Here is a 26,621-nt window from a genome sequence, read left to right on the forward strand (position 1 = left end):
AATTATTCTACGGCTTTACAAGATGAATATATGCTGAAATAACCGTTTGCTATAGTAAATTCTTCTTTTGCTTTTACTAATGTATCGGCAGAAGATACCCCCCCCTTATAAGCGCCTGAAATAGATATGCTTTCTTTAGTTAAATCTTTAAATGAAACCGCATAGTATTTTCCGACATCTGTATTTGTATGAGCTTTTGTATATTGTCCGTATATTATTCCTTCAGCATCATTAATCCAATAAATATCTTTTATATTAAAAGAATATGATGTATTTCCCTTATAAATAGATTCAAATTTATAGTCTGTAATAAGATAGTAATTAGTGCCGTACTGAGTATCTTTATCCTGCCATTTTTTCATTAGATTTTGTATAGGACTATTATTACATGATGATAAAAAGACTGATAGTATTAACAGAGTTAGAAAAGAAAATTTGATTTGCATAAATAATGCTCCTTTATTTAAATAAACTAAAAACTGTTTTAACAAAGGAGCGCATATTAAAAAAATATTTTAGTGCGCTCGACTTTTTATGGTATCCGACTTCGTTAATAATTATAAAAAAATTAAGCTTTACGGTTGCGTGCCAGCGAAGGATTTGCACCTTCATTCCCATGCTGATTATTTAATAATCAGCCTATATATAGTATTATTGTTATATGCTTATGTCAAGTATATAAAGCTATTTTATAAGCAAAATATTATAATATTATATATTTTTATAAATTAAATTATTAATTGACATTATTATTATATAGTAGTATAATTACTGTATATAGTTTTTATGATTTTTATCATCAATTAGGAGTTTATTTATGAAGTATTTTTATTATATATTTTTTATAATGTCGGCGGTATTTCTTTCCTGTTCTTCAGGTTCTTCAAATGCATCGGAAGATAAAGTATTTAAAATAGGAATTATTCAATTAATAGAGCATGATGCTTTAGATGCTTCATACAGAGGTTTTGTTGATGGTCTTAAAGAAGCTGGCTATGAAGACGGAAAAAATATTATTATAGATTATCAGAATGCTCAGGGAGAGCAGGCTAACTGCGTTACGATAGGACAAAAGTTTATTAATGATAAAAGCGATTTGATACTTGCAATAGCAACTCCTGCGGCGCAGGCGGTAGCTAATATGACAAAAGATATACCTATACTTGTTACCGCTGTTACAGATCCTGCCGCAGCTAAGCTAGTTGCAGATAATAATGCGCCCGGCGGAAATGTTACAGGTACTTCGGATTTAACTCCTGTAGAGGCTCAGATAGAATTATTAAATGAGATTACTCCGAACCTAAAAACGGTCGGACTTTTATACTGTTCAAGCGAGCAGAACTCAATATTTCAAATGGATATAGCTAAGAAGAAATTAAATTCTATGGGATTAAAATATATAGATGCTGCGGTTGCATCCGCTAATGAAATACAGCAGGTAGTTCAGAGTCTGATAGGGAAAGCTGAGGCTATTTATACGCCTACTGATAATATGATTGCCGCAGGTATGGCTGCCGTTGCTTTAGCCGCCGAACCTGCAAAACTTCCGGTAGTTTGCGGCGAAGGAGGTATGACTATGCTTGGAGGTACTGCTACCTATGCTATAAGTTATTATGAACTTGGTAAATTAACAGCTTCTCAGGCAGCTTTTATATTAAAAGGCGAAAAAAAACCTGCCGATATGCCTATAGAAACTTTAAAAACTTTTGATTTGGTTGTAAATACTAATATGATTAATAGCATAGGCATAAACATACCTGAATCATTATATAATAAATAAACTGATATATTTAAAAGGATTTATAATGTTTCATGGAATTTTTCTGGCTATAGAGGGAGCTGCATCTCAAGGCATAATCTGGGGTATAATGACGCTCGGCGTTTATATTACCTTTAAGGTTTTAGATTTTGCTGATTTGACTGTTGACGGAAGTTTTGCATTAGGCGGTGCCGTAAGCGCTGTACTTATATCTAATGGTATGAATCCTTTTATTACATTATTCTTTGCTTTTATAGCGGGATCTTCGGCCGGATTTATAACAGGATTTTTAAATACAAAACTGCATATACCCGGAATATTAGCGGGCATTCTTACAATGATAGCTTTGTATTCTATTAATATAAGAGTAATGGGAAACAGACCTAATATACCGCTTTTGGGAATGTCCACATCTTTAACTGTAATTCAAAATGTGCTGTCTTTGAATAAAATATTGTCGGATTTGCTTATGGGCTTCATATTTTCTGTAATTATTATTCTTATGATGTATTGGTTTTTCGGCACGGAAATGGGGTGTGCTATAAGAGCTGCTGGAAATAATGAAAATATGATCAGAGCTTTAGGGGTTGATACTAATATTATGAAAATAATAGGACTTATGATATCAAATGCTTTAGTTGCCTTATCAGGAGCTTTGGTTACTCAAAGTCAGGGATATGCCGATGTGGGTATGGGTACAGGAACTATAGTTATAGGGCTTGCTTCCGTTATAATAGGAGAGGTTATATTTGGAAACAGATTCTCATTTTTGTATAAACTTGCTTCCGTTGTAATGGGCTCTATAATATACAGAATAATAATTGCCATTGTTCTTCAATTAGGACTTAAAGCCACAGATTTAAAGCTTCTTACAGCTGTGATAGTTGCTGTTGCTCTTTCAGTGCCCGTATTAAATAGAAAGGTTGCAAAAGCTGTAGGCGGTAAAAGAAAAGGTTAATATTGGAGATGCATTATGCTGGAATTAAAAGAAGTTTATAAAACATTTAATAAAGGCTCTATTACCGAGAAAAAGGCTATTAAAGGCGTTAATCTTAAGCTAAATGATGGAGATTTTGTTACGGTTATAGGAGGGAACGGAGCCGGAAAATCTACGCTTCTTAATTTAATTGCGGGAGTTTATGAAGTTGATTACGGTACTATATCGGTTGACGGAAATGATATTACGGATAAAAAAGAATATGCCAGAGCGGTACTTTTCGGAAGAGTATTTCAGGATCCGATGATAGGCACTGCTTCAAATATGGGTATAGATGAGAATCTGGCTCTTGCAAAAAGAAAAGGAAAGCCTAGAACTTTAAGATGGGGTATAACCCATGACGAAAGAGAAGAATATGTTGAAAAATTAAAAAGGCTTGATTTAGGTCTCGAAAACAGACTTCATTCTAAAGTAGGGCTTTTATCAGGAGGACAAAGACAGGCACTTACTCTTCTTATGGCTACTCTTAAAAAGCCGAGACTTTTATTATTAGATGAACATACTGCAGCGCTTGACCCCAAAACAGCCAAAAAAGTATTGGAGCTTACAGAAGAGATTATAAGAGAGGATAAACTTACCGCATTTATGGTTACTCATAATATTAAAGACGCTATTCATTACGGAAACAGACTTATAATGATGAATGACGGCAATATTATATATGATGTTTCAGACAGTGAAAAAAAATCTTTGGAGATATCGGATCTGCTTAAAAAATTTGAAACTGCAGACGGGGCTTTAAGCGATAAACTGCTGTTGTCTTGATAAATTATTTAATATTATAAAATAGTTAAGTGCATGATTCGCATACTTCTTCAAGTTCAAAATTAGATTTAGGTGTTTTCATATAGTATAAAGTTTTAATACCTAAATCCATAGCATATTGAATATCATTCCAAAGCTCTTTTGCAGATTCAGGTTTAATATAATACAAATTTAAAGACTGAGATTGATCAATATACCTTTGTCTTACCGCTGCAAGCTCTATTATTGTTTTTGCAGGTATTGCCCAGCATCTTTCATAGTACTGCCTGTTTTCTTTAATATTAGGTGCTAAACTAGGCAGGGTCTGTATTCCTTCCTCTACAAAAAATAAATCCACTATAGGTTCTATGCTTTCCGTTGCAGATACGCTTTTTCCTGAAGTGGCTGTTGGAGCTATAGCACCATGAAATGAAAACCTAACTCCGTTGTTTTTTATGTTTTCAGAAAGCTTATCCCATTTTTCTTTATCTAGGCTTACATTTAAATTATTTTTTTTGCTATTTAATAATGATAAATGAAAAGGAGTAAGCCCGTCTTTCCATTTTGATTCATTAAATGTTTTATAAGGTCCTCTTTCCATAGCCAATATATTGGAAGCCTCATATATATGATAATATAAATCGTCAAATACTTTATTTGTAAACTCCAAAGCTTCATTATCAGTATATTTTAATTTATTTGATGCAAGAAGATTGGCATAATTTATAACGCCTATTCCTATCGGTCTGTTTTTTTTGTTTGCAATTTCTCCTTCTTTTACAGGATAAAATTGCGTATCTATTATATTATCGCATCCTCTCAAAAGGGTATAGCAAAATGATTTTTTATTTTCTAAACTGAAATCTACCCATGACATTAAATTAATTGACACTAAATTGCATATTCCTATCTCGCCGCTTTTTTTTGTTTGTATAATCTCATATTCTCCGTCTTCATTTATTATGTATTTTTCTTTTACAAGTTTTGATGGATAAGAAGGTATTACTATTTCCTGACAGAGATTTGAGGCTCCGACAAATTTATTGACCATATTCTGTTCGTTTATATTGTCTACAAATGTAAGATATAAATTTCCAGTCTCCTGCCTTACCTTTAATATTTGAAATAACAGATCTTTAGCCTTTATTCTTTTTTTTCTAATGGAAGATTTGCTTTCATAATACATATAAGCTACATCAAATTTTTCTCCGTATTCCTCATTGAGCAGAGGAGTTTCTTTAGGGTCAAACAGAGTTACATATTCATCTTTATTAACGCGTTCTCTGAATATATTGCTTATTCTAATAGAATATACCAATTTTCTGGCTCTGGTATCTTCGGTTCCGCCTGCATCTTTAAGCATAATAAGATCCAGCACATCTAAATGCCACCATGGAAATGTTACAACGCATGCTCCCTTTCTCACACCTCCCTGATTGAATGAAGATATAGTTTGCTCAACTCTTTTTATAAAAGGTATAGGTCCGTCGGAGCGTCCTCTGTTGGTTTGAATAGTAGAGCCTGATGCCCTTATATAAGAAGCGTCATAGGCTATGCCGCCTGAAAATTTTGAATAAAGCGCCATATTTCCGTCAGTCTGATTAAGACTCCAAGTATCATCATCAGGAGTATTTAATATACAGCTTGCAAGCTGAGCTTTTATTGTCATACTGTTTGCTATTCTAGGCGTTGCAAATGTTATTTCATGTTTTGAAAGCATATCATAAGTTCTTTTTATATATTTTAATCTGTCCGCCTTGCTTATCTCCAATTTGTCTTTATTATTGCCTTTATAGTAATCATTATAGAATGAGAACATAGCTGCGACCATGTATGTTATCTGAGGCAGCTCAAGTTTTTTATTGCCTATATTTTTGCAGTATTTTTTATAGAATATAGCAAGTCCTTTATATGTAAAAAGAAGATCTCTATTCGGATCTATCATAGAATTGATTTTATCCAATTCTTTATCAGTAAAAAGCTTTATGATATTTTTATCATATATTTTATATTTTACGCCTTTTTTAAAGAATTTTTTTATATGCGGATATGAACCTATCTTTTTAAGTCCATATGTTTCTTTATATATTTTCATTAAATAGAGTTTTTCTGCTATAGTATCATATATGGGATATAAAGGACTTATCATATTAACAGCTGTATTAATAAGTTCATCATATAATACTTCTATTTTCATTTTATCATTAATTTTTATATTTAAGCCTTCTAAAAGCTTGTTTGTAAAAATCTCTTTTTCTTCCGTAGCCCAATTGATTACCTTTCTTAATTTTTCTTCATTAAAAGGCTCTTCTCTTCCGTCTCTTTTTATAATAATATGTTTTTTATCTTTTGTAAGTTCTATCATAAATTTTCCCCGTTAATTTTTTATATTAATAATTATAAATCATTTTTTAATGCACCTTTCTGATATGAAGTATTGGTTGTTTCCTGCAAAGCAGCATTTTGCTTATTTATATCTCTGTAGCTGTTAAACCAATCTATTATATCCGATTTTTTCTCAGATAAATATTCTGTTTCCACTCCTATATCCTTTAATCTTATTCCAGCCCAATATTTTATGAAATTCTCGCTTACAGAAGAGTTAATGCCTAGAACCTCTTTACCATCAAATAGATATTTAGACCATTTTATTTCTTCATTTACGGTAAATTCAACCATATTCCTAGCCGTATTATTAAACCATCCGTTTTTAAATAAATGAGAAAAACCTTGATTATCATCTTTTCTTAATATGGATATAACATTTTTCCCAGTAGGAACATGTACATTAAGTTCATCATGCGCTATTAATTTAATAGTTTTTGCAAATCCTGCTATTGCATTATCATAGCTATTATTTATTATGAAAGTTACAAGAAAAGAGAATGGAAATTTTATGCTTTCAAGCAAATATATTCCCGTTAATAATCTGAGCAACGCTTGTTTTTTTTCATCTGGCGAGGTATTTAAATTTTCTAAATTACATAATTCATCAACTTTTCCGAAAAGCTCCACCTCTTTTTCCATTCTGTGTTTTACAAAATCATCATTATAAACTAAATCTAAAGTTTCAGTAGCCTGATGTCCAAAAACTTCGGAAAGCCCGTAAGAATAGCTCTCTGCATGTATATTTTCTTCTATAGCTATTCTGGCATACAGAATAGACCATATTGAGCTTGTTACTATTCTGTTTAATATTGATGAAAATCCGCTTGCAACTCCGCTGTCCATCAATGTCTGATATGCTATATTAAGCTTAAAAGCTCTCTGTGCATCTTCAGGCAGCGATGAGAATCTGGTTTTATCCGATTTATAATCAACTTCTTTAGAGAACCAAGTATTGCCTTCGCTTGCCTCTTTTAATTTTTTTGCTATCTCATGGCTTATAGAGTCAATTCTTATATAATGTCCGAAATTTCCAAAAAATATTTTTTCATTTTTAGGCTTTTTATCTATATCAACTACTTTCATTTTTTCTCCAAGATTTTTTGTATATCTAATAATATTGCTTATTAATTCTAATATTATTTTTATATTTGTCAATTAATTTTTATAAACAGTATTCAGTAATTTATGTATATTTTTTATACATTTTTTACTTAAAAAATAAAATATGTTAAGTATTATTGACTATAGTATTATAATGCTGTAAAATAGAACAATTATCATGTTTGGATATATTTTTTTATATGAATAAGTTTTATTGTATTTTAATTAAATTCATAATAATTTTGAATATAAAAATTGTTTAGGAGTTTTATATGTATTTAAGTAATTTTGAAGGACTTGCATCTGAGGAAGTTTTCAGATGGTTTGCAGAGATAAGTAAAATTCCAAGAAAATCTAAACATGAAAAGCAAATCAGCGATTTTTTAATGCTGTTTGCAAAAGACAGAAACTTAGAAGCATATCAAGATGAAGTTTACAATGTAATTATAAAGAAAAAAGCATCAAAAGGATATGAGAATACAGTTCCCGTTATAATACAGGGGCATATGGATATGGTTTGCGAAAAAACAGATGAATCCGAACATAATTTTTATAAAGATTCTATAAAATTAATAGCGGAGGGTGATATTTTAAGAGCTGATAATACAACTTTGGGTGCGGATAACGGAATTGCCGTTGCCTATGCACTTGCTTTGCTTGATTCTGAAGATATATCGCATCCCGCATTGGAGATATTGATTACTTCTAATGAGGAAACGGATATGAAGGGCGCTTTTTCAGTTACCAATGAATATTTAAATGGAAAAACGCTTATAAATCTTGATGCTGAAGAAGAAGGAGTATTTCTTACAGGCTGTGCAGGCGGATATAATATAGCAGTTGAATTTAATATTGAAAGAGAAAATAATAAAAACAGCTCTTTAAAAATAGATATATCGGGATTAAAAGGCGGACATTCTGGAATGGAAATTAATAGACAGAGAGCTAATGCCTTAAAAATTTTGGGAAGAATTTTATATGCTGTAAAAGATTATATCAGCATTGCCAGTATTAATGGCGGGAGCGTTCATAATGCTATAGCTAAAAATGCTTATGCCGTAATAACTGCTGAAAATACCGATAAAATAAAAACTGTTATTGGAGATATTTCTAAAAAAATAAAATATGAATACAGAATTGAAGATCCTGACATAAAAATATCGGTTTCAGATGCTTATAATGTCAAAGAATGCTATACAAAAAAGTTAACGAATGATGTTATAAACTTCATGATGCTTTCTCCTGACGGTGTTTTATATATGAGCAGAGATATTAAAAATTTAGTTATGACAAGCGCCAATAACGGAGTGGCTGAAGAAAAAAATAATAAATTATATTTTGATATATTTATAAGAAGTTCATTAGAAAGCTCATCAGATGAAATAGGCTGCAGGGTTAAAGCTTTAGCATCGGCTGTAAACGGTGTTTTATTCAGCGAAGATTCATACCCTGCTTGGGAATATAATCCAAACTCAAAAATAAGGAATATAGCCGTTGAAACATATAAAAAAGTTACTGGCAGAGATGCGGTATTAAAAGCTTTGCATGTAGGTTTGGAATGCGGAATATTAAAAAAAGCTTTGCATGATATTGATATAATCAGTATGGGGCCTAATATTTATGATGTTCATACTCCGAAAGAATATCTGAGTATATCATCTGTTGATAGAGTATGGATAATTTTAAAAGAAATCTTAGCAAATATAAAATAATTATAGAAATTAAATTGTATTTATTAAAATTTAGTGTATATTATGTTTTATTTAAGGAGTTTATATAATGATATACAGCAGCATACTTGATTTAATAGGAAATACGCCTATTTTAAGACTTAAAAATATAGAATCTAAATTCAATTTGCATAAAAATATAGAACTGTATGGAAAAGTGGAAAAAAATAATCCCTCAGGTTCCGTAAAAGACAGAGCTGCAAAACAAATAATATTGGATTTATTTAAAGAAGGAAAATTAAAAGAAGGCTCTACAATAATAGAACCTACATCTGGAAATACAGGCATTGCTATGGCATCTATAGGAAGATATTTACATCTTAATGTTATAATAGTTATGCCCAGTTCTATGTCTTATGAGAGAAGAAAGCTTATAAAGTATTACGGAGCAGAACTTGAATTAGTAGATGGAGGAATGGACGCTGCTGTTGAAAGGGCTTATCAATTAAGCAGAGAAATAAAAGATTCTGTTATACCTGGTCAGTTTGTTAATCAGTCTAATGTTGCTGTTCATTATACATCAACAGCTTTTGAAATATTTAATGATATTGATGATCTTGATTATTTATTTGCAGGTATAGGTACAGGCGGAACTATAACAGGAATAGGACGCTATATAATAGACAATGGTAAAAATACAAAAGTTATAGGTGTTGAGCCAGAAGATTCTCCTCTTCTTACTAAAGGTTATGCCTCTCCTCATAAAATACAGGGAATAGGGGCTAATTTTATACCTGAAATTTTAGATTTAAGCGTTATAAATAAAATAATAGATGTATCTAATGATAATGCAATAAATACGGCAAGAGAGATATGTTTTAATGAGGGTCTTTTTGTCGGAATATCTTCAGGAGCCAGCGTTTATGCGGCAATAGATTTTTCTAAGGATATTGAAAATGATATTAAAAAAATGGATAAAAAAGTAACTATGCTTTGTATTTTGCCTGATACGGGAGAGAGGTATGATTGGAGCTAATAGGAACAGTATATGAAATTAAAAACTTTTAATGAACTGCCTAATAAAAAGGATATTAAAGATATTGTTAAGTTTATCAGAGATTATGCTTTTCCTAATTTTTTTAGAGAAACTCCGAATACGGATATAATAAAAAAAAATATAGAAAAAATTTATATGAATATAGCCGTTAATAATTCCAATCTTCTTGATTTTATGGAATGTCTTGATAATATTATATTAAGTTTAAAAAAAGACTTAGAGTTCTTTTTTCAATCGGATCCAGCTTCAAAATCTTATGATGAAATAATATTTGCATATCCCGGATTTAGGGCTATTTTTTATTACAGAATAGCTCATATATTTTATAATCAAGGGGAATATTTAATAGCAAGAACCATATCAGAATTTGCCCATTCAAAAACAGGCATAGATATTCATCCGGGCGCAAGTATAGGGGATTATTTCTTTATAGATCATGGCACAGGAATAGTTATCGGTGAAACTACGGTAATAGGTCATCATGTAAAAATATATCAGGGCGTTACTTTAGGTGCTTTATCTTTAACTGATGGAAGAAGTTTGGAAGGCATAAAAAGGCATCCTACGGTTTCAAATTATGTTACTATATATGCCAATGCATCTATATTTGGAGGAAATACCGTTATAGGAGATAATGCCGTTATAGGAGCTAATTGTATAGTTTTAGAATCCGTTGAAGATAATAAAAAAGTAACATTATAGTTTTTTAATTATATGCAATAAAAATTGTTTTTGCGTTACTTTTCTTTTTTATTTAATTTACTTAAGTCATATTAATATAATTGCAATATTTATTAACATAACATATTATTATACTGCATTATGAATTAAAGGATTTATATATGGCTTCAGTTATTACTTTCGGCGAGATAATGTTGAGACTTTCGCCTCCTTCAAATTTAAGATTCGTACAGACAAATTCTTATGATGCTAGATTCGGAGGTGCGGAGGCTAATGTTTCATTCGCTCTGTCAAATTTAGGAGTTGATACATCTTTTGTTACTAAATTGCCTAAAAACGATATAGGACAGGCATGTATTAATGAATTAAGAAGATACGGTATAGATGTTTCAAATATAGTATTAGGAGGAGACAGAATAGGGATATACTTTTTAGAGAAGGGTGCCAGTCAAAGGGGATCTAAAGTAATATATGACAGGGCTAATTCTTCAATATCTCAATGCAGCAGAGAAGATTTTAATTGGGATAAAATTTTTAATAATTCAAAATGGTTTCATTTTACAGGCATAATGCCAGCTCTTGGAATAAATGCAGCTGAGATATGCATAGATGCTTGCAGAAAGGCAAAGGAGAAAGGACTTATTATAAGTTTGGATTTGAATTTCAGAAAGAAGCTATGGACTTCAAAAGATGCCAATGAAACTATGAGTAAATTAATGCCTTATGTTGATATATGCATAGCAAATGAAGAAGATGCAGATAATATTTTTGGAATACATGCAAAAGACAGCAATATAATAGAAGGCAGATTATCTTATCAGGGCTATAAAGAAGTTGCTAAGGAAATAGCCGACAGATTCAATATAAAAAAAGTAGGCATAACATTAAGGGGTTCTATTTCTGCAAGCGACAATTTATGGTCATGCATGCTTTATAATGGAAGCGAATATTTTTTCTCAAAAGAGTATTTGATAAAAATAGCCGATAGGGTAGGTGCAGGAGACAGTTTTTCTGCGGGGCTTATATATTCATTTTTAAACGGAAAAGATGACAGAGAGGCTTTGGAATTTGCGGCTGCATCAAGCTGTCTAAAGCATTCCATAGAAGGAGATTTCAATATTGTATCTGTGGACGAAGTTATGACTTTGTATAACGGAGATGCATCAGGAAGAATACAAAGATAATTAAAAACTGATTTAATTTTTTTATAAACGGTATAATTTTATTTTTATGCTTAATGTATATTTTAATTTATTCTTGACAATTTATATTCTTGTACTAAAATATAAAAAATATGTATATTATAATATTAGGAGTATTAAATGAAGGATGCAGTAATAGCTATAGATATAGGCGGAACTTCTATGAAGGGTGCCGTTATAGAGGAAAGCGGCAATATTTTATATAAAGAAAACTTTAATATTAATTCCAAGCATACAGCGGAAGAACATAAAAAAGTTATTACCGAGTTTATAGAAAAATTGAAAAGTAATATTTCTAATGATTATAAGTTTATAGGTTTAGGCATAGATTGTCCAGGAGTTATGAACAGAGATACTATTCATATGGGAGGAGCTGAAAATATACCGGGACTTAAAGGATTAAAATTTTCAGATATCGGAGATAAATTCAATTTAATTACAAAAACGGCTAATGATGCCAGTATGGCGGCTTTAGGCGAAACAAAATACGGAAGCGGCAAGGAAAAAGATTATCAGTCTGTAATGTTTATAACTCTTGGTACGGGAGTAGGAGGCGGATTTGTATTTAACGGAAAGTTATTTACAGGATCTTTAGGAGGAGCAGGTGAAATCGGACATGTATTTGTTGTTCCTGACGGAGATAAATGCAATTGCGGTTCAAGCGGATGCATCGAACGTTATGCTTCCGCTACGGGATTTATTGATGCGGCAAAACAGAAAATTCATAAAGCAGTTATTCCGACATCTCTGACTTATGAGGAGCTTGAAAAAAATAAGGCTAAAGCCTTGTTTGATGCCGCTAAAAAAGGAGATGAGCTTGCCAAAGAGACTATATCCGAATGTTCTTATTATTTAGGTATGTCCATAGCTCAGGCTTTAAATATGCTTGATTTAGATTTAGTTCTTATAGGAGGAGGACTTTGCAAAGATTTTGATATGATGATAGATCATATTAACAGAGGTGTGAGAAATTACGGTCTTAGAATGATGGTTAATAATGTTGAGATAAAACCTGCCTCTTTAGGAAATGATGCGGGAGTTTTGGGCTGCGCTGCTTTATTCTTTAAAAATAATTAATTTTTATTATAAACGGTTATATATTTTTATATTATTATTTGAATAACAAAAATATTAAATATATGTTGACTATAAAATACACTATGCTATAATAAAATAGAGCATATTAATTAATATAGAGGTAGTTTGTGGATATATACGATATAGTTGATGATCCAGAAAAGCAGCTAGAAGTGTTTTCAGGTATCATTAAAAAAATGAATGCCGGCAGCGATCATGATGAAACTTTAATTAATATTATATCCGAAATAAAGTCCATAATGCATACGGATTCTATACTTCTGTATTTGATGGATCAGGAATTATATAATCTGCATTATGAGATGTCTATAGGACCTCTAGGAAGTAAATTCTACGGAAATATCATAGACAGCGAAAAACCGCTTGCTGTAAGAGCCTATGCCACTTCATGTTCTTTATACTCTAATGATCCTAAGGAAGATTCGGTATTTATTCCTATGATGGAAATGCTGGGCGAAGAATTAAAAAATATATTATTTGTGCCTCTGAAAGTCAGAAAAAAAAATATAGGTTCTCTTTTTTTAATCAATAAAAAAAACGGTAAATTTATAGAAAAAGATACGGTTGTAATGTCTTTATTTGCAAATATAGTATCTTTGGCATTAGTTAATAAAATGGTTTATGACAGAGCGCAGTCAAGAGCTTATGAAGTCGGTGCTTTATATCAGATGTCCGTTTCAATTAATAAATGCGAAACTATAGAAGAAATACTTAATGATAATATAAGTATTGTCTGCGAGGCATTTGAGGCGCATAGAGTATCTGTAATATTAAAAGAAAACGGAGTTTTTAAGTTTAAAGCAGGAATCGGCATTGATGAAGATATACTTAAATACGGAGTTGTTACTGTAGATGACAATGTGCTTTCAGAAATTCTTCATACTGGAAGACCTGTTTATTCTTTCAATGTTGATAAAGATATAAGATTCAGACCGAATAAAAGCCTCAGATATACTAGAAATAGTTTTATGGCTGCCCCTATAATGGGAAAAGATGATATAATAGGATTTCTTTGCGCCACAGAGAGAAATATTGATAAAGCCTTTAATCTGAGTAATTTATCTCTTTTGGAAATGCTTGCCCAGCAGATAGGAGAAAATTATATGCATATACTTCTGTCTGAAGAATCTAAAATAAAAGAATCTTTAACTGAAGAAATTAATTTTACAGAACAGCTTCAAAAAAGCGTTCTTCCGAAAGAGTTTCCAAGCGGAGGATTATTTGATATTTCGGCGGTAAGCATACCGAGCAAGAATGTGGGCGGGGATTTTTATGATTATATAAATATAGGCGGTAATAAATATGCATTAATTATAGCCGATGTATCAGGCAAAGGATTAGGAGCGGGATTTTTTATGACTATGACACGTTCCATACTTAGGGTTTATTTTTCTGAAATGGATGATCCCTCTAAAATATTAGAAGCTGCAAATAAGCATATATATAAAGATTCTAATAATGGTATGTTTGTTACCTGCTTTCTTATTGTTATTAATACGGAAAATAAAACTATAACATACTCTAATGCAGGACATCTGCCGCAGTATTTGGTAAAAAAATATAATATAAGCGCTTTAGATTCCATATATGAAATGCATACGCATGGCAAGCCTTTGGGTTTTATTGAAAATGCATCTTATCAAAATAAGCAGATTTCTTATTCAAGCTCCGATACCATAGTTTTATTTACGGACGGAATTACCGAAACATTCAACAAAGATGAAGAAGAATACGGAGAAGACAGATTAAAAGCCCTTCTTAAAAACGATTATGATAATTCTAAAGAACTGGTTGATGATATAGTTAATGAAACAGTATCATTTAGAGGAAAAACTCCTCAGTTTGATGATATTACTCTTTTAATTGCAAGGCTTTTATAATATATATTATATAATTGCTTTTTATTAATAATATTAGGATTAAATTATGAAAAAAATATTTTTATTATTTATAATTATATCTTTAATGATAATTCAATGCGGTAATAAAAAAACATCAGATTCAAAGATAAGCGGTACTTATGATACTGACAAAGCATCAGAAGTAATACCTGAATCAAAAATATTATCTCAGGAAGATATCCGTTTTTTAGAAAAGGTAAAAAATAAAATAGTTATAAATGGTAATTTTAAATATATTTTTAAAGATAACGGAGATATAGAATATTTATATAATTTTGGAGATTATAGAGAAAATAAAAATTACATCTTTGAATCTTCAAAAGATGGTACTAATTCGTACTATTATGAGCTTTATAATATACAAGATAGATATGAAAAAGGACCAAGCAATATTGCCGCAAATTACAGAGGCTTTTCTGTAAAAAACGGAATTCTTTATGAGGATAATTACAGAGGCTATGAGGGAGATCCTAATGAAACTATAATAACCAAATGGGAAAGAGAAAATTATTATTCTAATTACTATTACGGAGAAGTAAAAGAAAATCCTAATTTTGATAATTTTCCTTATGAGAATAAAGCTGATGTATCTTTTAATAAATATAATGAAATACAGAAAGGCATATTAATATCGCAATCGGATTATAAGCCTGAAGAAATAGGGGATATTCAAAACTATGATTTTGACGGCAAATATACAGATCTTTATAATTCATCTGTTGAATTAAAGAAAAATGATGACGGTTATTTTTATTTGTATGCCATTAATAAACTTAAAGATGAAAACGGCAGAATTATAACAAATATTCAAAGTACCGATACTAATAAAATGATTTTAGAAGAAAATGAGTATATTGATCCTATATGCGGTATAGAAGATTATAATTTGTATTATGAAAAAGCTTCAGGTATGGATTTGGGTTATACAATGTATATACAGCCTATAAATGCAGATACTATTATTATAACAGAGCCAAACGGAAGCTATGGATTTACAGGCATATATAAAAAAGTTTATGAAATAGCAGCTGATGACAAAAGCACAAAAGAAAAAGCATATTATAATGCTTTAAGATGGTATGCAGAGAACTATACAGAAATTAATGAGGCTTTTAATAAAATAGCAGATTTTGATTTTGAGGGCGGCGGATATTATAAATTTAATATGGAAAATGCTTATATTTATATGTCAAAGTTTGAGAACTCGGGTTATTTTTCAGAAAATTATATTAAAAGTTTGGAAGATAGGATTGAAACGGTAAAAAATGATTTGGAAAAAAATAAGCAAAATGACGGTGTTGTTGAGGGCATGGATGCAGATTGGTTTTTACGCACTCAGGAAATAGACTATATACTTGATATGATTGATAAGATGGAGCTTAAAGATATAAAAAGCTATACAAATGACAGAAATGAAGAGTACTGCGAATATTACGGTATAAGTTTGCAGTTAAAAAAATACGGCGATGAATGGCTTATAGAGTTTTTGCCGTAGCGTTAAAATGGAGGTATTAGAATTAATAAAATAATAGCAATAGCTGGAAGTTTTATAGTAGTAATTACGGTATTATTATTTTCCGTCTTTATGATGATTGATTTTAACTTCGGAAGCTATTTTGTGTGCATGCTGCTTGCAATTGGTTATATAATGATGTCTTCGGGTTTTTTCAATGAAATAGATGAAAAACGCATATCAGCTTTCATTGTAGGAATGGTATTTGCCTCTGTTTATGCTGTTTTAATATTCATTGTATATTTTGCGCAGACGACTTCCATACGATTGGATTACCTTGACGATAAAGCTATGGCTATACTTGACTATTCTAAAATGGGATTGTTTTTTAATTATGATTTGCTTGGATACTCAATGATGTCCCTTTCAGCATTTTTTATCGGACTTGCAATAGATGCAAATAAAAAAATGGATAAATTATTAAAATATATGATGATGCTTCATGGGTTATTCTTTTTCTCTTGCTTTGTTACACCTATGACAGGAATACTTAATAATTCTATATCAAAAAATGGAGGAGTTATAGCGCTTGAGTGTTGGTGCGTATATTTTATTTTAATTGGTATTTTATCATTGATACATTTTATAAAAAAAGATTAGCATAAATTTTTTAATTGATAAATAAAATATTTATATATATTTAATGCATTACAAGTTTTAATGTTATAGTAATATTATGCTTTATAATATAAATAATAGGAGTATATTGTGTTAGAATTGGCAAAGTATAATAATTTTATAAAAAATATTCTGATGATAAGTAAATATTATAAAATAAAATTTGATTAATTTTAATAGAATTTTTTATTTAAATAAATGCTCTGTATTATTTGTATATTATTAGTTTTTTTATTTATTTTTATCCGTCTTTATGATATTTCTTATAATTCAGTAAATAATAATACTGAAAATAAAAAAGAACTGCTATGCATAATATCTGTAAAAAATTATGATGATAATTTGATAAATATAATAAATAAAAGCACTATATTAGGAATAATAATAAATATAGACAATTTAGATATTAATAGTCTTTCAGTTATTATAAAAAATATTAAAATTAAAACTAAAAGAAAAATATTAATAGGGATAGATCAGGATTATAAATCTACTTACGGCATATACTATAATAAAAATTTTAAAGTTTATGCAAGCTATATAGGCGAGAGAAAAAGCGAAGAATATGCATACAAAATAGCATATGAAAGAGCATTAAAATTAAAATCTATAGGAATTAATATGATTTTATCTCCTATATGTAATATTTATTGCAATGAAAAATCTCATCTTAAAGAACATATATTTTCAAATGATAAAATATTAGCTTCGGCTCTTATATATCAAACTGTAAAAGCTTATAAGGATGCAGGCATCATAGCCGCATTAAAATATTTTCCTAAATATTATGATGATGAGTTATATATAGCAGATGAAAATATAAAAAATACGGAAAGTATTATTGATAATACAGAAACTTTTTCAGCTGGCATAAAAGCCGATGCCGATATTATTGTAATGTCTCATATAAAAAATCATAATATTTATAGAGATTTTCTTATTAAAAATATGAAGTTTAAAGGCATTATAATGACTGATTATATTAATAATGATAAAAATATAATTAATTATGCGGTTAATATGCTTTCAGGCAGTTATTATAAAGATTTAAATAATTTAAAAAAAATTATAGAAAATAAAAAAACGGATGCGGAAGTATGTTCAAAAGTACTGAAATTAATAAAAAAATTATAAAATATGTATTATATTTATTTATAATATTATTATTTTTATGTTCATTCAGAATCAATTCAAATATATTCATAGAAAAAGAATATATAAGAAAATTAAAAAAAGACTATCCTCAATTATCTTATTATATAGATAAAGCCGCTAAAATGAATAAAAAAGAAAGAAAAGGTGTTCTTTTAATGGTTGGAATAAAAGATAAAGTTCTGTCTAAGAAAACTATTAAAACTCTTAAAGATAATAATATAATGGGAGTGATACTTTTTGATTATAATATAGAAAATGAAAGTCAATTAAAAAAATTAACTTCCGACTTAAGAAAATATGTTAACTCAAATATGCTTATTTCTATAGATCAGGAGGGAGGAGAAGTTGTAAGAATAAAATTTGATCCTTTGAAAGATATTTCGCCTAAAATCATAGGAGATAAGGCAAGCAAAGAGTATGCTTATAATATAGCGTACAAAAAATCGAAGTTCTTATTAGATTTAGGAATTAATATGATATTAGGTCCTTTATGTGATATACCCAGCAATACTAATTCTTATCTTTATAATAGAAGTTTTTCTGATAATATAAATATTGTTTCGGATATGGCTGAGTACACTGTAAAAGCTCAGAAGGATGCAGGAATAATAAGCGTATTAAAGCATTTTCCGGGACATGGTGATACTATAGTAAACTCTCATAATAATTTTCCTGTTATTAATAAAACTACTAATGAACTTATGATGAAAGAGTTTATTCCATTTAAAAAAGCAATAGATGCAGGCGCTGAAATGGTTTTGATGGCGCATATAAAAAATAAGTATATAGACAGTAAAATGCCTGCAAGTATGTCGCAAGAATATGCCTATATATTAGAAAAATATTTAGGTTTTAACGGGGTTGTTATTACAGATGATTTAGCTATGACAGGGAGTATTAACTTCGGTATAAACTTCGGTATAAACTTAATCAGTAATTTGTATGAAAATACAGAATATATGTTTGAAGATATGGATGCCGATATTTTATCATGTGCAAAAGTTTTAAAGATCGCTTCAGAAAATATATTATCTGGCACATAGAATTATAATTCATTTATTAAAATTATGACAGCTGTTATTTTTTCATTTTTTTCTTAAAAGAACGCAAAAGCTTTGCAATTTCATTATATCCATTTCCTTCCGCATAATCTAAAGCAGTTTTGCCTTCATTATCTTTAATATTAAGATTTGCACCTGCTTTTATTAATTCCTTTACTGTTTCAGTATGACCTGCCCATGCAGCATATATTAAAGCAGTCCAGCTGTTATCATCTTGAATATTAATGTCAGCTCCTAAAGCCAAGAGCTCTTTTACTTTTTTAATATCTCCGTTTTCTGCAGCTTCTATAAAGCTTGCTTCATTTTCAGTTAGAGAATATAAATTAAAAGATATTAAAATTAAAACAGCTAATATTTTTTTCATTGTTTTATTCCTTTTTATTTTTTATTAAAAGAACTCAAAAGCTTTATAGTCTTATTATATCCTTTTTCTTCCGCATAATCTAAAGCAGTTTTGCCTTCATTATCTTTAATATTAATATCTGCCCCAGCTTTTATTAGTTCTTCTACTATTCCAATATAACCTTCCGATGCAGTATATATTAAAGCAGTTTTGCCTTCATTATCTTTAATATTAATATCCGCCCCAGTTTTTATTAGTTCTTCTACTGTTCTAATACGACCATTCTCTGCAGCTACTATTAAAGCAGTTTTGCCTTCATTATCTTTAATATTAATATCCGCATCAGCTTTTATTAATTCTTCTATTGTTTCAGTATAACCATACATGGCAGCATGTATTAAAGCAGTTTTGCCTTCATTATCTTTAATATTAATATCCGCCCCAGCTTTTATTAATTCTTCTGTTGTTTCAGTACTATATATGATGGCAGCATATCTTGCAGCATACATTAAAGCAGTCTCGCCGTATTTATTTTGAATATTAATATCCGCCCCAGTTTTTATTAGTTCTTCTACTGTTCTAATACGACCATTCTCTGCAGCTTCAATTAAAGCGGTATTGCCGTTATTATCTTGAATATTGATATTGGCTCCAGCTTCTATTAATTCTTTCGCTATTTTCGTATTCCCCATTTCTGCAGCTTCAATTAAAGCGGTATTGCCGTATTTATCTCGAATATTAATATCCGCACCTGCTTTTATTAATTCCTTCACTATTTCAGTATAATCATAATATGCAGCATACATTAAAGCAGTCTCGCCGTATCTATTTTGAATATTAATATCCGCACCTGCTCTTATTAATTCTTTAGCTGTTTCAATATGATCTACCTTCGTCGCATATATTAAAGCAGTCCAGCCCTTATTATCTTTAATATTAAGATTTGCTTTTGCTTTTATTAATTCTTTTGTTATTTCTGTATAACCTTTCCATGCAGCGTACATTAAAGCCGTCATGCCTTTTTTATTTTTAATATTAACATTTGCTCCTATTTCTATTAATTTTATTGCTACTTCAGTATTCTTATAATATACGGCATGCATTAGAGCAGTCCAGCCGTTATCTCTGTCTTTAATATTAATATTCACCCCATTTTTATGTATTAATTTATTTAATTCTTCAACTTCTATATATTCTGCTGCCTCTAAAAATTCTTTTTTTATTTTATTATTCCTTTTTATTAAAAATGCATTAATTAATAAAATTAAATATATAGTTGATATCAAAATTATAATTATAATTAATTTCTGTTTTTTCATTATTTTTTATTCCTTAATTTTGTATGTTAAAATTTTATATGAACTATTATAACTTAAATTAAATATATTGCTTATATTTGTAAAATATCATTATATTTTAAATAATGATTCTGTTTTTTCTATACAGCTGAATTTATTTTCTATTGCCTTTATATATTCGTAGGAATTGTTTTTTATATTTTCTGTAAATGTATTATCTTTTATTATAGGTATATTTATATTAATATTAAGTAATGATCCTTTAGCGCATGCATATATTAAAATGTATGAACTAATAATGTCGCTTATAACGCCGCTGCTGCCATACTTTAATACCATATCAAAGAGAGGCATTAATTCATAGCAGTATTTTAAAGCATTAAAAGGAGCATCTATTGCTTTTTTAGCCGCTTCGGACATAGCATTTTTTCTTTCTTCTTTTTCTTTATCAGTATCTTTAGGCATTTTCATAGCTTCCATAAATAAATTGAAGCTTTCTGCATCTTTATCTATTATATCCGTCAGATATTGTTTTATTGTTTTTATTTTTTCTATTGCTTTTTTAAAATTATCCTGTTCTTCTTGTTTTAACTCTGAAAACTTTTTCTTGTTTATAGTTAGATGTCCTACCATTCCAGCCAATGCGCATGCTAAACTTCCTATTACTCCCATTACGCTTCCGCCTCCGGGAGCAGGCAATGAACTATCAACATCATTTATATAATCAATTAATTTTTTATCTATTAGTTTTGACATAAACTAGATCCTCAAGATGTTTTATATATTAAAAATTAAAAAATATATCCTAATATATTATTTAATAAATATCAATATAGATTATATATTTTACAGTTTCTTAAATTATTAATATATATTGTGAAATTTATTAATAGATGTTATTATATAACCAAATGCAGTAATATCATTTTTAGAAATCATAAAAATACAATACTGATAATTTTTGCAATAATTTTAAGGTTAATTTATTAAAGCAAATTTATATTTAATTAAATTTCAAGGAGCTGAAAATGTATAATAAAAAAGAGTTTAAAGTTGCAGTTGCAGGATACGGACATGTAGGCAAGGATACTGTAAAAACTATTATAGAAAATAATTCTATAATAGAAAAAAGAACAGGAATAAAATTAACCGTAAAAACCATTTTCAGCAGAAATATTGATAAAGTAAAAGATGATAAGTTTTTAGATAAAATTAAAATAAAAACTAAAGATTTGAATGATATATTAAATGATGAGGATATTGATATAATTATAGAAGTGTTAGGCGGAATGGACACAGCTAAAGAACTTCTTATGAAAACAAAAAAGCCCGCAGTTACCGCAAATAAAGCTCTGCTTGCAGGCTGTTTTGATGAACTTATAAAAAATAGGAAAGCGGATATTGCTTTTGAGGCTTCTGTTGCAGGCGCCATACCAATAATAAAGGCTATGAAAGAGAGTTTAGTTTCAGACAGAATGGAGAATGTTTACGGTATATTAAACGGCACATGCAATTATATATTAACTAATATGACAAAGAATAATTTAGATTTTAATATTGTTCTTAAAGATGCGCAGGAAAAAGGATATGCCGAGTCTGATCCTACATTTGATATTGACGGAATAGACACTGCACATAAATTATGCATATTATCTTCTATAGCTTTCTGCAATGTTATAAGTTTTGATAAAATATTTATAAGAGGCATAAGAAATATTATATTAGATGATATTATTTTTGCTTCTGAGCTCGGACTTACCATTAAATTAATAGCTGAGGCGTCTTTAGATGAAAATGATAATGCATATATATATGTTATACCAACACTGCTTAATTCCGATAATATGCTTTCAAATGTGGATTATGCTTTTAATGCAATAACAGTTGTAGGAGATCGTTCAGGCGATACAATATTTTACGGTTTGGGAGCAGGCGGAAGACCTACAAGCAGCGCTATAGTTTCAGATGCGGTTAATCTTGCAAGAAACAGCCTTATTACTAATGAACCTAGAATACCTATATTAGGATTTCTTAATAAGAATGATAATATAAAAGTTAAAGATTTTAAGGAAAAAAATGAAGCTTTTTATGTAAGATTTAAATCAAATAATAATAATCTGCCCGCTTTTAATGAAGCTTTTTATGATATTAATATTGAAAAAAGCTTGGAAAGAAACGGAAACTTTATGTTTGTGCTTAGAGATGTTAATATTAATTCAATTATTGAAGCTGTAGAAAAAGTTGAGAATATAGACAATATATTTATAGCTAAAATAAAATAATTAATTATATTTTAGTTAATAATAATAAAATAAAGAATCAGTAAATAATTTATGAAAATATCTATATTAGGCGGTACTTTTGATCCCCCTCATTTGGGACATTTAATATTGGCTGATACAGTTATAACTAATTGCGGTTATGACAGAGTAATATTTATTCCTGCAAAAATACCTCCCCATAAAAATATAAGCGGTAAGGTATCTAATGAAGACAGATTAAATATGCTTAAGCTTTCTATAGAATATGATGAAAGATTTTCACTTGAAGAATATGAATTAAATAACAATGGTATTTCATATACAATAAATACTATCAGTTATTTATATGATAATTATAAAAATAATATAGATGGTAAAATAGGGCTTATAATAGGAGCAGATTTAATAAAAGATTTTCATAAATGGAAGTATCCTGAAAAAATTTCTGAGATATCAAATATAATAGCGGTGAATAGAGAGAATAATGATTTATATAATGATAATGTAAAAAAATATAATATGAAAGTGATAACAGCTCCACGCATAGATATATCTTCAAGCATAATTAGAAATAGAATAAAAGAAAAAAAATCTTTTAGATACTTTATGGCAAAAAAAGCGTATGACTATATATTGAAAAAAAAATTATATTTATAAGTATTAAAAAGGCTATATAATGAAAAAAAGTATAATAACAATATTTATATTAGCATCTGTTTTTATAAATAATCTGCATCCGTATCAAATGTATTTGCTGAATGGTCCCACAGGCATAGGCGGTTTAAAAATGATGAGAGATTATAAAAAAATATATATAAAAATTATAAACTCTCCGGAGAATATGATATCATCTATAATAAAAGGCGAGACTGATATTGCAGCTGTTCCTGCCAATATGGCTGCAATAATATTTAATAGAAATATTCGCTATAAAGCCGCCGCTGTGATATCCGAAGCCAAAGTTTTTATAGCATCTTCGGATAATAAAATTCAAACTATAAACGATTTAAGAAATAAAACTATTTACTGCGGCGCAAAATTAGCTGCTTCCGATTTAATGCTTCGCTATCTGATTTCAAAAGAAAAAATTAGAAATGTTAATATAAATTATTCCTTCAGCAATCCTGATTTGGCAAAAGCAGTTTTTTCTAAAAATGCCGTCATAGCTGTGCTTCCAGAGCCTTTTTTATCGTCTGCAATGCTTGAAAATGAAGATGTGCATATAGTTGCAGATATTTCTAAGTATACTGAGAATTATCCTGTTGCGGTTCTTATAGTTAAAGATACTTTTGTTGATAATAATAGAGCTTTATTAAAAGAGGTATTGGAAGAGTATAAAAAATCTACAGAGTATGTTCTGAATAATAAAAATGAAATTGAAAATCTTTTGGAAAAAAGTTCTATGATTGTTAATCCTAAAGCCGTAGTATACGGATTAAGCAGAATGGGGCTTACTTTTTACGGCGGAGTAAAAATGAAATTTGCTTTAAATAGTTATTATAATTTTCTTTATAACTTTGATAAAAAAATCATAGGAGGAAAAATACCTGCAGACGATTTTTATTATACGGATTAATATAAATTATATATAATAAGCTATTAAAGAATATGACCTTAATATATACTTGATATTATATTTATTTATATTAAAATATGTTAAGTTTTTTAACAGATGCCGATATTTTAAAGAATAGTTAAAACGGAGATAACAATGAATAAACTTATTTCTTTTATATTGCTGTTATTATATTTACCGTTATTTTCTCAAAACGGCATAACATTCCCTGAATATATGGAAGATTTGCAGGAAAAGAATCCTAAAAAATCTATAGAATGGTTCAAAAAAAATGCGTATTCCGACGAATACGGAGTTAATATACATGTTTTTGATTTTTACAGAGGTGTAAGCAGATATTTATCATTTGTAAAATACAGATCTGCAAGAACAGAGGTAAACAGAGCGGCAAGCGATTTCATACAGGCTTTAGAGCTTCCTAATGATCCCGTATATTCTTATAATGACAGAGCTTTTTTATTTATAGGCGGCATACTTACCATTTTGCCGGGCGATAAAGAACTGCCTGCAAGAATATTCAAGTATTATGCTGATAACTGCAGAACTTCCAATCCTAATTATGCCACTTCTGTATATTGGAGTATGTATTTAAGCTATATTACTCCTATGGTCTATGAAAGCTATTATGAAACTTTAAACATACTTTCAAGGAATCCGAATAACACCATATACGATTATTTTTCAGGTGAAAACAGGAGCATCAGCGAAATGATAAAAAAATTGAAAACTCCTGACAGTATGACGCAGAAAGTGTATGAATGGACTACTTCAGATATGGATGTCTATATTTTAATTAAAAATTCAATTCCGATACTTCCCGAAGAATCAGGGCTTTCTTCATTTACGGCGCAGAAATTTGATTCTTTTGACAGATATTCTTCTTCTAAGGAGATTGAAGAGATAGAAAAAGAAATTCAAGAAAATGAAGAGATTGATAATATATTATCAGATTCAAAAATACCGCCTGAAGATAAAATAGAATTAGATGAGCTTCAAAATATAGCAAAAAAAGAAAAAACTCCTGAGCATGCTTCTAACAGGAGGATATCATCTATAGAAAAAGAAATAGTAGATGAGATAGTTATAGATGATCCTGAAACTGTGGATTATGAAACTAATATATTAAGAGGAGAAGCGGTTAATAAAGAAGATGAAATTTATACTGAAAAAATTAATGATGTTAATTCTTCAAATATATTATATCCATTAACAATATTAATAGATAAGAATCCTAATAATGGGTTTATAGGAGTGGATATAGAAGATTATTCTTTTAGTACGGATATTTCCACTAATTTTATAATTGAAGTTTCTGAAGGTATGTATGAGGCATATATATCTTTCGGAGATAAATTATACACTAATAATGTAAAAGTGGAAAAAGACAAATATAATTTATTTTCTATAATAATAGAAGACCGTATTTCATCTTTAAATAATAATACGGAAGATAACAGCATAAAAGAAAAACTAACAGATAATGAAGATTTAAAAGATGATATATCTTTAACTGTGGGAAAGGAGAATACGCCTGTAAATAAGTATGATGTAAATGCTGAAAATACCAGAGAAATAATAAGGGAAGTATTGAAAAGACCGTCAAAAGTCGCTGCAGAATGGTTCAGTACAAATCCTTATAACGAATATATGGGCATATCTGTGGAAGAGTATGCTTATTACAGAGGAGTTGCATATTACTGCCGATTTTTAAATGAAGGAAGAAGATCCGCAGAATTTGCGGCTCAGGCTAAATCGGATTTAAATTTTGCATATAATAAAAAAGATAATTTTAATCTTCTGATGAGAACAAGACTGTATTTGGGAGCTGTTAATTTATTTGCCTATAATAATTTATATGAAGCGGATAAAATGTTTGCAGAAGTAGTATCATCTCTTTCCGAAGATCATAGATACTATCCTACAGTTATTTATTGGAGAAACAGAATAGGCATTATTGATGATAATCAGAGAAATGAGTTCTTAAAAATACTTGAATCAAAGCCTGCAAATACTCAGATATTAGATTACTCTTCTACCGTGTTTAAGGATTTATCTGCTATGCCTTCTTATGAAGATAAAATAACAGGTATTAAAGCGGTTAGAAATTCTAAGCCTATTTATGAACCTCCTAAAAATTCTTCTAAAGCTGGAAGCAGTAAAACTCAGGAGATTTTAAATTAAATAAAAAATTAAATATT

General features: G+C 29.3%; 23 protein-coding genes. 17 read left to right on the forward strand and 6 right to left on the reverse strand.

Going from position 1 to position 26,621, the window contains the following annotated elements:
- Positions 1–2: 2 nt before the first annotated feature.
- Complete coding sequence (locus tag QZ306_RS03035; protein WP_295160869.1) at positions 3–446, reverse strand: hypothetical protein; 444 nt, start codon at positions 444–446, stop codon at positions 3–5.
- Positions 447–817: 371 nt separating this feature from the next.
- On the opposite strand from QZ306_RS03035, the gene QZ306_RS03040 reads away from it, so the two are divergent.
- Genes QZ306_RS03040 through QZ306_RS03050 form a run of 3 tightly spaced genes read left to right on the forward strand, consistent with a single transcriptional unit; the run spans position 818 to position 3,521 of the window.
- Positions 818–1,780 carry an ABC transporter substrate-binding protein gene (locus QZ306_RS03040; protein ID WP_295160872.1) on the forward strand — a complete coding sequence of 321 codons (963 nt, stop codon included), beginning with the start codon at positions 818–820 and terminating at the stop codon, positions 1,778–1,780.
- Positions 1,781–1,805: 25 nt separating this feature from the next.
- Positions 1,806–2,717: an ABC transporter permease gene (locus tag QZ306_RS03045; protein WP_295160875.1), complete on the forward strand. Its 912-nt coding sequence runs from the start codon at positions 1,806–1,808 to the stop codon at positions 2,715–2,717.
- A gap of 15 nt (positions 2,718–2,732) precedes the next feature.
- The gene (locus QZ306_RS03050; RefSeq protein WP_295160878.1) at positions 2,733–3,521 is read left to right on the forward strand and encodes an ATP-binding cassette domain-containing protein; all 789 of its coding nucleotides are present in this window, start codon (positions 2,733–2,735) and stop codon (positions 3,519–3,521) included.
- Between the two features lie 25 nt (positions 3,522–3,546).
- Here QZ306_RS03050 and QZ306_RS03055 read toward each other — a convergent pair whose 3' ends face one another.
- Entirely contained in the window at positions 3,547–5,865 is a 2,319-nt protein-coding gene (locus QZ306_RS03055) for a ribonucleoside-diphosphate reductase subunit alpha (RefSeq protein ID WP_295160881.1), read from the reverse strand.
- A gap of 32 nt (positions 5,866–5,897) precedes the next feature.
- Complete coding sequence (locus QZ306_RS03060; RefSeq protein WP_295160884.1) at positions 5,898–6,971, reverse strand: ribonucleotide-diphosphate reductase subunit beta; 1,074 nt, start codon at positions 6,969–6,971, stop codon at positions 5,898–5,900.
- Between the two features lie 290 nt (positions 6,972–7,261).
- Between QZ306_RS03060 and QZ306_RS03065 the strand changes: the two genes are divergently transcribed.
- The 10 genes from QZ306_RS03065 to QZ306_RS03110 all read left to right on the forward strand — a co-directional run bounded on the left by QZ306_RS03065 (position 7,262) and on the right by QZ306_RS03110 (position 18,927).
- Positions 7,262–8,701, forward strand: coding sequence for an aminoacyl-histidine dipeptidase (locus QZ306_RS03065; protein ID WP_295160887.1), 1,440 nt, complete (start codon positions 7,262–7,264; stop codon positions 8,699–8,701).
- 67 nt (positions 8,702–8,768) lie between these two features.
- A complete protein-coding gene (locus QZ306_RS03070; RefSeq protein WP_295160889.1) occupies positions 8,769–9,695 on the forward strand; it encodes a PLP-dependent cysteine synthase family protein in 927 nt (308 codons plus the stop codon).
- A gap of 12 nt (positions 9,696–9,707) precedes the next feature.
- Entirely contained in the window at positions 9,708–10,418 is a 711-nt protein-coding gene (gene epsC / locus QZ306_RS03075; protein ID WP_295160892.1) for a serine O-acetyltransferase EpsC, read from the forward strand.
- A 140-nt stretch (positions 10,419–10,558) separates the two neighbouring features.
- Positions 10,559–11,581, forward strand: a complete 1,023-nt coding sequence (locus QZ306_RS03080) for a sugar kinase (protein ID WP_295160895.1) — start codon at positions 10,559–10,561, stop codon at positions 11,579–11,581.
- A gap of 138 nt (positions 11,582–11,719) precedes the next feature.
- Complete coding sequence (locus QZ306_RS03085; protein ID WP_295160897.1) at positions 11,720–12,676, forward strand: ROK family protein; 957 nt, start codon at positions 11,720–11,722, stop codon at positions 12,674–12,676.
- A 128-nt stretch (positions 12,677–12,804) separates the two neighbouring features.
- Entirely contained in the window at positions 12,805–14,577 is a 1,773-nt protein-coding gene (locus QZ306_RS03090; RefSeq protein ID WP_295160899.1) for a SpoIIE family protein phosphatase, read from the forward strand.
- A gap of 46 nt (positions 14,578–14,623) precedes the next feature.
- Positions 14,624–16,093 (forward strand): hypothetical protein, encoded by a 1,470-nt coding sequence (locus QZ306_RS03095; protein ID WP_295160902.1) that lies wholly within the window; start codon positions 14,624–14,626, stop codon positions 16,091–16,093.
- 129 nt (positions 16,094–16,222) lie between these two features.
- Entirely contained in the window at positions 16,223–16,711 is a 489-nt protein-coding gene (locus tag QZ306_RS03100; RefSeq protein WP_295160904.1) for a hypothetical protein, read from the forward strand.
- A 216-nt stretch (positions 16,712–16,927) separates the two neighbouring features.
- The gene (locus QZ306_RS03105) at positions 16,928–17,863 is read left to right on the forward strand and encodes a glycoside hydrolase family 3 N-terminal domain-containing protein (RefSeq protein ID WP_295160905.1); all 936 of its coding nucleotides are present in this window, start codon (positions 16,928–16,930) and stop codon (positions 17,861–17,863) included.
- Complete coding sequence (locus QZ306_RS03110) at positions 17,827–18,927, forward strand: glycoside hydrolase family 3 N-terminal domain-containing protein (protein WP_295160907.1); 1,101 nt, start codon at positions 17,827–17,829, stop codon at positions 18,925–18,927. Before QZ306_RS03105 ends, QZ306_RS03110 begins: the two co-directional genes overlap by 37 nt.
- 34 nt (positions 18,928–18,961) lie before the next feature.
- Here the strand turns inward: QZ306_RS03110 and QZ306_RS03115 are convergent, their stop codons facing one another.
- The 3 genes from QZ306_RS03115 to QZ306_RS03125 all read right to left on the reverse strand — a co-directional run bounded on the left by QZ306_RS03115 (position 18,962) and on the right by QZ306_RS03125 (position 21,342).
- Positions 18,962–19,309, reverse strand: coding sequence for an ankyrin repeat domain-containing protein (locus tag QZ306_RS03115; protein ID WP_295160909.1), 348 nt, complete (start codon positions 19,307–19,309; stop codon positions 18,962–18,964).
- A gap of 14 nt (positions 19,310–19,323) precedes the next feature.
- Positions 19,324–20,607, reverse strand: a complete 1,284-nt coding sequence (locus QZ306_RS03120; RefSeq protein ID WP_295160912.1) for an ankyrin repeat domain-containing protein — start codon at positions 20,605–20,607, stop codon at positions 19,324–19,326.
- 90 nt (positions 20,608–20,697) lie between these two features.
- Complete coding sequence (locus QZ306_RS03125) at positions 20,698–21,342, reverse strand: cyclodeaminase/cyclohydrolase family protein (RefSeq protein WP_295160914.1); 645 nt, start codon at positions 21,340–21,342, stop codon at positions 20,698–20,700.
- Positions 21,343–21,614: 272 nt separating this feature from the next.
- Between QZ306_RS03125 and QZ306_RS03130 the strand changes: the two genes are divergently transcribed.
- From QZ306_RS03130 to QZ306_RS03145, 4 genes are all read left to right on the forward strand, one after another.
- Positions 21,615–22,868 (forward strand): homoserine dehydrogenase, encoded by a 1,254-nt coding sequence (locus QZ306_RS03130; protein WP_295160917.1) that lies wholly within the window; start codon positions 21,615–21,617, stop codon positions 22,866–22,868.
- Positions 22,869–22,919: 51 nt separating this feature from the next.
- The gene (gene nadD / locus QZ306_RS03135) at positions 22,920–23,504 is read left to right on the forward strand and encodes a nicotinate (nicotinamide) nucleotide adenylyltransferase (protein ID WP_295160919.1); all 585 of its coding nucleotides are present in this window, start codon (positions 22,920–22,922) and stop codon (positions 23,502–23,504) included.
- Between the two features lie 19 nt (positions 23,505–23,523).
- On the forward strand, positions 23,524–24,423 hold the full coding sequence (locus tag QZ306_RS03140; protein ID WP_295160921.1) for a PhnD/SsuA/transferrin family substrate-binding protein: 900 nt from the start codon (positions 23,524–23,526) through the stop codon (positions 24,421–24,423).
- A 135-nt stretch (positions 24,424–24,558) separates the two neighbouring features.
- Positions 24,559–26,604, forward strand: coding sequence for a hypothetical protein (locus tag QZ306_RS03145; protein WP_295160925.1), 2,046 nt, complete (start codon positions 24,559–24,561; stop codon positions 26,602–26,604).
- The last annotated feature ends 17 nt before the right edge of the window (positions 26,605–26,621 follow it).

This window comes from uncultured Brachyspira sp., assembly GCF_910588665.1.
Taxonomy (GTDB): Bacteria; Spirochaetota; Brachyspiria; order Brachyspirales; family Brachyspiraceae; genus Brachyspira.